The sequence below is a fragment of the Halomonas sp. 3D7M genome, assembly GCF_014897885.1.
Taxonomy (GTDB): Bacteria; Pseudomonadota; Gammaproteobacteria; order Pseudomonadales; family Halomonadaceae; genus Vreelandella.
This window is the reverse complement of the sequence record NZ_JABUZF010000212.1, coordinates 41,224-49,701: the sequence shown is the minus strand read 5'-3', so window position 1 is coordinate 49,701 and position 8,478 is coordinate 41,224. Positions and strand designations below refer to the sequence as shown.

5 protein-coding genes and 1 pseudogene (1 of these 6 only partly in view) are annotated in these 8,478 nt (G+C 53.1%); 1 reads left to right on the top strand and 5 read right to left on the bottom strand.

Features of this window, described 5'->3' with window-relative positions; all coding sequences use genetic code 11:
* Window positions 1-647, bottom strand: a pseudogene (gene pssA, locus INT22_RS12230) (CDP-diacylglycerol--serine O-phosphatidyltransferase) (it extends 316 nt beyond the left edge of the window).
* Between the two features lie 163 nt (window positions 648-810).
* Window positions 811-1,827, bottom strand: a complete 1,017-nt coding sequence (gene ilvC, locus INT22_RS12225; protein ID WP_016916053.1) for a ketol-acid reductoisomerase — start codon at window positions 1,825-1,827, stop codon at window positions 811-813.
* A gap of 217 nt (window positions 1,828-2,044) precedes the next feature.
* On the opposite strand from ilvC, the gene ilvY reads away from it, so the two are divergent.
* Window positions 2,045-2,932 carry an HTH-type transcriptional activator IlvY gene (gene ilvY / locus INT22_RS12220; RefSeq protein WP_193060822.1) on the top strand — a complete coding sequence of 296 codons (888 nt, stop codon included), beginning with the start codon at window positions 2,045-2,047 and terminating at the stop codon, window positions 2,930-2,932.
* A 79-nt stretch (window positions 2,933-3,011) separates the two neighbouring features.
* Here ilvY and ilvN read toward each other — a convergent pair whose 3' ends face one another.
* From ilvN to clpB, 3 genes are all read right to left on the bottom strand, one after another.
* On the bottom strand, window positions 3,012-3,503 hold the full coding sequence (gene ilvN / locus INT22_RS12215; protein ID WP_027336791.1) for an acetolactate synthase small subunit: 492 nt from the start codon (window positions 3,501-3,503) through the stop codon (window positions 3,012-3,014).
* Complete coding sequence (locus tag INT22_RS12210; RefSeq protein ID WP_089040765.1) at window positions 3,503-5,227, bottom strand: acetolactate synthase 3 large subunit; 1,725 nt, start codon at window positions 5,225-5,227, stop codon at window positions 3,503-3,505. The genes ilvN and INT22_RS12210 overlap by 1 nt, the downstream gene beginning before the upstream one ends.
* A gap of 539 nt (window positions 5,228-5,766) precedes the next feature.
* Window positions 5,767-8,346 carry an ATP-dependent chaperone ClpB gene (gene clpB, locus INT22_RS12205; RefSeq protein ID WP_089040764.1) on the bottom strand — a complete coding sequence of 860 codons (2,580 nt, stop codon included), beginning with the start codon at window positions 8,344-8,346 and terminating at the stop codon, window positions 5,767-5,769.
* Window positions 8,347-8,478: the final 132 nt, after the last annotated feature.

The following is an 8,478-nucleotide window of genomic DNA, read 5'->3' as shown; positions in this document are numbered from 1 at the left end:
CTTGCAGCCACTAAAGCGGCAGCGGATGGGCTTGGCAAGCCGATAAACCATTTCTTATCAACACTACCAATCTGCACGTTAAAGCGCGCCAGGCGCAGTGCAGCACAAGCCACATAAAGAAATGCCACCACCCAGCCAGTTTTACCGATATCTTGCAAAATCCAGGTAAAGGCCACCAATGCAGGCGCCATACCGAACGAGATCATGTCGGAAAGGCTATCGTACTCGGCGCCAAACTCGCTTTGGGTATTGGTCATACGGGCAACACGACCATCAAGCCCGTCAAGCACCATGGCGATAAAAATTGCCACTGCTGCCGAAGTGAATTCTCCGTTAATGCCAGCGACCACCGCGAAGAAGCCTGAAAACAGCGCAGACGTAGTAAACAAGTTAGGTAATAAGTAAATGCCTTTTCGGCGAATTTTCTTACCGTCTTCAACCGCTTCTTCAACCACTTCCGTTTCGCGCAAAAAAACGCTAGCAAGATCTTCATTACTTACGTTGTCATGACTTACGCTGCCATTGCTTACCTTTTCGTGACTAGCGTCTTCTTGCTCTCCAGCACCACTAGCTTCTGTTTTCTGGCCTTCTTGAGGCACTGACTGCGAGGCCTGTTTACGCTCTTGATCGCGAGCATCCTGGGTCATAAATATCATCCGTTTGAAGTGAAGTCACAAGCACAGTGATCCCTTTTCATTCTACACGGTGACGCTAACTCAGCCAGTCAATTGCAGCATGCGACGCCAAACGACTCGGGGCGCAACAATGTGCGCCCCGAGACTTTAACTAGCGTACTAACACGCTAACCGCTTAGTTTTTCGATTTATCAACCAACTGGTTGGCAGCGATCCACGGCATCATGCCACGTAGCTTAGCACCTACTTGCTCAATTTCGTGTTCAGCATTCAAGCGACGACGTGCCGTCATCGACGGGTAGTTGGTGTTACCTTCCTGGATGAACATTTTGGCATACTCACCCGTTTGAATACGCTTGAGTGCATTGCGCATTGCGGCACGAGACTCATCGTTAATCACTTCAGGGCCAGTCACATACTCACCGTACTCCGCATTGTTGGAGATGGAGTAGTTCATGTTGGCGATGCCGCCTTCGTACATCAGGTCAACAATCAGCTTAAGCTCATGCAGACACTCGAAGTAAGCCATTTCTGGCGCATAACCTGCTTCAGTCAGCGTTTCAAAGCCAGCTTTAACCAGCTCAACTGCGCCGCCACACAGAACTGCTTGCTCGCCAAACAGATCCGTTTCAGTCTCATCTTTGAAAGTAGTTTCGATGATACCGCTACGGCCACCACCAACGCCTGCCGCGTAAGAAAGCGCCAATTCTTTGGCATTACCAGACGCATCCTGGTGGATAGCGATCAAGTCAGGAATGCCGCCACCTTTAACAAACTCAGAACGAACCGTGTGACCTGGCGCTTTCGGCGCGATCATGATGACATCTAGATCTTTGCGCGGCTCAATTTGGTTGTAGTGGATGTTAAAGCCATGAGCGAAGGCCAAGGTCGCGCCTTCTTTCAAGTTCGGCTCTACTTCTTGCTCGTAGATCGCTTTTTGATTCTCATCCGGCGCCAGAATCATGACAACGTCTGCGGTTTTGCACGCTTCTGGAACGCTTGCCACTTTCAGACCTGCGGCTTCTGCTTTGGCGGCAGAGGAAGAACCTTTGCGCAGAGCAACCGTGACGTCGACGCCAGACTCTTTCAAGTTATTCGCATGGGCATGGCCTTGCGAACCATAACCAACAATAGTGACTTTCTTGGCTTGAATGAGGGACAGATCACAATCTTTATCGTAATAAACGTGCATAGCGAGACTCCAAAAATCGAATTTGATCAAAAAATGATCGTTATATAGGAATAATTTATATAGGTCGTATCAGCGTTGATGGCCACCCGTGCCGTCTTTTGCAGCACTGGGCTTTGGCGTTGAGATCACTCTACGCCACCGCCACCATTGCGTAAAACGCTATATTTGCAACATACTATTTCTAATTATGAAACGTCGATCTTAAAAGTGGGCTTCTATGGATTTTCGCTTATTAAAGCATGTGGTAACGCTGGCCGAGACGCTGCACTTTGGCCGCGCCAGCGAGCTTTGTCATATCAGCCCATCCACCTTAAGCCGCTCAATTCAGCAGGTTGAAGCCGAGCTAGGCACGCAACTATTTGAGCGCGACAATCGCCATGTCACGTTAACCCCTCAAGGCTTAGCGTTTCAGCGCTATGCAAAAGAGACCTTAGAGCAATGGGAAATGCAGAAGCGAACACTGGCCGCCACGGTGGCACAGCTGAGTGGCGAAATAAGCATTTACTGTTCGGTAACCGCGAGCTATAGCTTTCTCTACGAACTACTGAGTGATGTGCGTACTCGGCACCCTGGTATCGAGTTAAAGCTGCATACCGGCGACCCCGCTGATGCCATGTCACGGGTACTGGAAGGCGCAGACGATATGGCCATTACCCCCCGCCCGCGGATTCCACCCAGCGCTCTGGCCTTTAAATCGCTTACCCGCTCACCGCTGCTGTTTATTGCACCTACAGAAGCCCACAACTGGCTGCCCAGTCAGCCGGAAAGCTCAACAGCCGAGCAGTGGCGTGATGTCCCGATGATTCTTTCAGAGGCTGGGCTATCAAGGGAGTACGCCAACACGTGGTTTAAAGCGATGGGCATTACGCCGCGCATTTATGCTCAAGTAGCTGGGCACGAAGCAATTGTAAGTATGGTGGGGCTGGGATTTGGCGTGGGAGTGGTACCCAAAATCGTGCTAGATAACAGCCCGCTGTCCGAACGTGTGCAAGTACTCAACGTAAAACCCGAGCTACCCCACTACGATGTCGGAGTTTGCGTGCTTAACCGACGCCTCAAAAATCCGATGATTGACGCGTTTTGGGCGACTGTGACACCAGGTTAACGTGTGCTTAAAGGATACAAAAAAAGCCGCCCTGATAAGGACGGCTTTGCCAACGACAGATTCAGCTAGCATGTTACGTTTACAACGATAGAACTTTATCGCCGCGAGCGATACCGGACACCCCGGTACGCGCCACTTCAAGAATGCCTACCGGCGCCATGGCCTGTAGAAAAGCATCCAACTTAGCGGCGTCACCGGTAATCTGAACGGTATAAAGGCTTGGCGTTACGTCGACGATCTGCGCCCGGAAAATATCCACCGTACGCTTCACTTCATCGCGGGCAGCGCCTAACGCTTTTACTTTCACCAACATCAGCTCACGCTCAATGTGGTTACCTTCCGTCAGGTCGACCAGCTTCACCACATCAATCAGCTTATTAAGATGCTTGGTGATTTGCTCAATCACTCGGTCATCACCCACGGTGGTCACCGTCAGGCGTGACAGCGACGGGTCTTCGGTCGGTGCAACGTTCAGCGTTTCAATGTTGAAGTTACGCTGGGAGAACAGCCCGACCACACGTGACAGCGCACCCGGTTCGTTTTCCATCAGAATCGAGATGATATGACGCATCAGGTACGCTCCGTTTTAGACAGCAGCATGTCACGCATGGCACCTAGCGGCACCTGCATCGGATAGACGTGCTCAAAGGGATCAACCTTCACATCCAGGAACACCAGCTCATGCTTGTCGGCAAAGGCGCGCTCTAGCGCCGGTTCCAACTCATCAAGGGTATTCACGGTGATTGCGGTAAATCCGTAAGCCTCAATGAGCATGTGGAAGTCTGGCAGCGACTCCATATAGGAGTGCGCATGACGGGACTTGTAGTTCAAATCCTGCCACTGCCGCACCATGCCAAGCGATGCATTGTTGAGGTTTACAATTTTGACGCCCACGCCGTACTGCTTACAGGTAGAGAGCTCCTGCATCATCATCTGGAAGCTGCCTTCCCCTGTTACACACACGACGTCGTCGTCAGGGAAGTTCTGCTTGATACCCATGGCAGCCGGGAAGCCAAAGCCCATGGTGCCCAAACCACCCGAGGTGATCAGACGGTTAGGCTTATCAAACTTGTAGTACTGAGCAGCAAACATCTGGTGCTGGCCAACATCCGTCGTCACGTAGGCTTCACCGCGAGTAACACGGCATAGCGCTTCGATAACTTCCTGTGGCTTCAACACTTCGCCTGGCTTAGAAGGCTCATATAGCTTGCCTTCGCGCTCGGCGCGCCAGCCGTCAATTTTTTGCCACCACTCGGTCAGCGCTTCAGGCTGCGAAATTGACTGCCCCTGAACCAGGCTGATCATTTCATTAATGACGCTAGACGCTGGCCCAACGATAGGCACATCTGCGCGTACGGTTTTAGATACCGAACTTGGGTCCACATCCACGTGAATGATTTTTGCCGTGGGGCAGAACTTCGACGTGTTGTTGGTCACTCGGTCATCAAAACGCGCGCCAATAGCGATAATCAAATCCGCATGGTGCATGGCCATATTGGACTCATACGAGCCGTGCATCCCTAACCAGCCCAGGCACTGCCGATCACTTTGCGGATAGGCGCCAATGCCCATCAGCGTTGTGGTAATGGGGAAGCCGAGCTGTTTGACCAAATCGGTCAATCCTTCGCTTGCCTTGCCAGTTACCACGCCACCGCCGGTATAGAACACCGGACGTTTGGCTTTCAGCATCAACTCAACGGCTTTTTTAATTTGCCCCGTATGCCCCCGGGTAACCGGGTTATAGGAGCGCATCTTGACCTTTTTCGGGTAGACGTACTCATAGCGCTCGGTCGGTGCCGTCATATCTTTAGGAATATCGACCACGACCGGACCCGGGCGACCAGTCGCCGCGAGATAGAAGGCTTTTTTCAGCACTTCTGGAATCTCAGACGGATGCCGAATTGAGAAGCTGTGCTTCACGATGGGGCGAGTCACCCCCACAATATCGGTTTCCTGGAAGGCATCGTCACCAATCAGGTGGCTCATGACCTGACCGCACAACACGACCATTGGAATCGAATCCATATAGGCAGTCGCAATGCCGGTAACCGCATTGGTAGCACCAGGACCGGAGGTGACAAGCACCACGCCTGGCTTACCCGCCGCACGGGCATAGCCGTCTGCTGCGTGAGTTGCAGCCTGTTCGTGACGCACGAGAATGTGCTTCACCTTGTCCTGGCGGAACAGCGCATCGTAAATGTGCAGCGCCGCGCCGCCGGGATAACCATAAATGTACTCTACGCCCTCATCCTGCAAGAAGCGGGCGATCATATCTGCGCCGGAAAGCAGTTCCACTGTGTTTCTCCCCTGGAGGTCTCGAGTGCGATCCGCAGGACATCCTGCGGTGTCGAGTGCGGCGGTATGCCGCTGCCGGCCCATGCCGGCACCTGATGCCAAACCCTGGCATATGGCCCGGTTAGGGCCTGCACTCTCATCGGAAGCACCGGTATATCATCAAATACGCCAGTAGCTACCTTACACGACGGTTTGCCGTGTCGGGGCGTTGGCCAGGTCGGGCGGTTAGCCCAAGCCCGGAAGTCCTTCGGCGGGTAAAGGCTTTCGCCTACCCTTCGCGCGGGGATTAGGGGTTGCCCGTTGGTTCCGCGCCCGCAAATCAGGAACACACAAGATTCCATTAGCGCCCTCAGCCTGTCAACCTCCGATCAGGACAAACGCAACAAACGTCGCAGTTAGCCATTAAAAAAGCCCCGCTAGCAGAGCTAACGAGGCTTTTGCCCTATTTCATTGCGCAGGCTAGCTGGGGTTCATTGCGCAGGCTTGCTGAGGATCACTGCACAGACGCGTTGAAAACGTAGGCGTTTTAATTACCCACCTTACTCAAATACCAGCTTGCCTTCACTCGCACTGATATGAATAGTGTCGCCAGGGGCATATTTGCCCGCCAGCAGGTCTTGAGCCAATGGGTTCTCGATGCGGCTTTGGATCGCCCGCTTCAGCGGCCTTGCGCCATACACCGGGTCGAAACCGACCACCGCCAGCTGGGCCATAGCGTCATCGCTAATTTCCAGACTCAGGTCATGCTCAGCTAAGCGAACTTTCAAACGCTCTAACTGAATACCGGCAATCGCCTGAATTTGCTCTTGGCCAAGGGCGTGGAACACCACCACCTCATCAATGCGGTTAATCAACTCAGGGCGGAAATGGTTACCCACCACTTCCATCACTGCATTTTTCATGACTTCGTAGTCGTTATCATCTCCACCCATGCGCTGGATGATGTCCGAGCCCATGTTAGAGGTCATCACGATCACCGTATTACGGAAATCGACTGTGCGACCTTGCCCATCAGTTAAACGACCATCCTCCAGCACTTGCAGCAGGATATTGAACACATCCGGATGCGCTTTTTCCACTTCGTCCAGTAGCAGCACCGAGTAGGGCTTACGACGCACCGCCTCAGTTAAGTAGCCACCCTCTTCATAACCTACATAGCCTGGGGGCGCACCAATCAAGCGAGCCACGGAGTGCTTCTCCATAAACTCCGACATGTCGATACGCACCATTGCCTCTTCAGTATCGAACAAGAAGTTAGCCAGCGACTTACATAGCTCTGTTTTACCCACCCCGGTTGGGCCGAGGAACAGGAACGAGCCGTTGGGTCGATTGGGGTCAGACAACCCTGCCCGCGAGCGGCGCACGGCGTTAGCCACTGCCTCTACCGCTTCATGCTGGCCAATCACTCGCTCATGCAGCGCTTCTTCCATGCGCAGCAGCTTGTCTCGCTCGCCTTCCAACATTTTGGAGACAGGTATGCCTGTCCAGCGAGAAACCACCTCGGCAATCTCTTCTTCGGTAACGTTTGAGCGCAGCAACTGGTGGCTGGCAATATCAGCTTCGCCTTCGCCCGCTTCGCTGATTTTCTTCTCAAGCGCCGGAATTTTGCCGTACTGAATCTCTGACATACGACCTAGATCGCCCTGGCGACGCGCTTGTTCAAGGTCAATGCGCGCCTGCTCAAGCTCCGCCTTAAACTGCGCTGCGCCCTGAATGCTGGCTTTTTCAGCTTTCCAGATTTCATCCAAGTCAGCGTATTCGCGCTCTAATTCGTGGATCTGGTTGTTCAGCGCCTCAAGGCGTTTCTTAGTGGCTTCGTCGGTCTCTTTCTTAAGCGCTTCGCGCTCCATTTTCAGCTGAATTAGCCGACGATCCAGCCTATCCATCTCTTCAGGCTTAGAGTCCAGCTCCATGCGGATACGTGACGCTGCCTCGTCGATCAGGTCAATGGCTTTATCGGGCAACTGCCGATCAGTGATATAGCGGGTAGAGAGCTTAGCCGCGGCGATAATCGCCGAGTCGGTAATATCCACGCCGTGGTGGACTTCGTAACGCTCTTTTAAGCCGCGCAGAATAGCTACCGTGTCCTCTTCAGAGGGCTCATCGACCAACACCTTCTGGAAGCGACGTTCCAGCGCGGCGTCTTTTTCAATGTATTTGCGGTACTCATCCAGGGTGGTCGCGCCTACGCAGTGCAGTTCACCACGCGCCAGCGCAGGCTTAAGCATGTTGCCTGCATCCATCGCACCTTCAGCCTTACCCGCACCCACCATGGTGTGCAGCTCATCAATAAACAGGATGACCCGGCCTTCTTCCTGGGAAAGCTCTTTAAGCACCGCTTTCAGACGCTCTTCAAACTCGCCACGGAATTTGGCGCCCGCCAGCAGCGAGCCCATATCCAAGGAAAGGACGCGCTTCTCTTTCAAGCCTTCAGGCACTTCACCGTTCACAATACGCTGGGCCAGCCCTTCCACAATGGCGGTTTTACCCACCCCTGGCTCACCGATCAGTACCGGGTTATTTTTGGTACGACGCTGCAGCACCTGAATCGTGCGGCGAATTTCATCATCACGACCAATCACCGGATCCAGCTTGCCATCTAACGCACGCTGGGTTAGATCCATGGTGTATTTATTAAGCGCTTCGCGCTGGTCTTCGGCATTCGGGTCGTCGACCTTAGCACCACCGCGCAAGCTATTGATTGCGGCTTCCAGGGCTTTCCGGTTGAGCCCTGCCTCTTTCATCAGCTTGGTAATCGCACTGTTCATTTCCAGTGCAGCCAGAAGTACCAATTCACTGGCAATAAACTGGTCGCCGCGTTTCTGCGCTTCCCGGTCAGTTAAATTGAATAGTTTAATGAAGTCGCGAGATGGCTGAACGTCACCGTCGAACTGGCTCACTTTAGGTAAGTCATCTAGCTGCTTCTGCAAACCGTCGCGCAGGCGCGAGCTACTGCCCCCAGCTTTTTCAACCAAGGCTTTAATGCCAGTGTCTTTGGTATCGAGTAACGCAAGCAATAAGTGCGCGGGATCAAGCTGGTTATGGCCGTGCCCAACCGCAAGGGATTGTGCCTCAGAAATAGCGGCCTGTAATTTGGCAGTAAATTTATCGAATCGCATGGAGTTCCTCCTGGGGGAGCCGTGCGTTTGGACCCACGGTGTTTCCCAACAACTTGTCTTTAATGTGCTAAAAACGTTTAGCTTGACAAGTTTAATGGAGTCAGTTCCACGCATTTCAAGAGCTGTGCATAA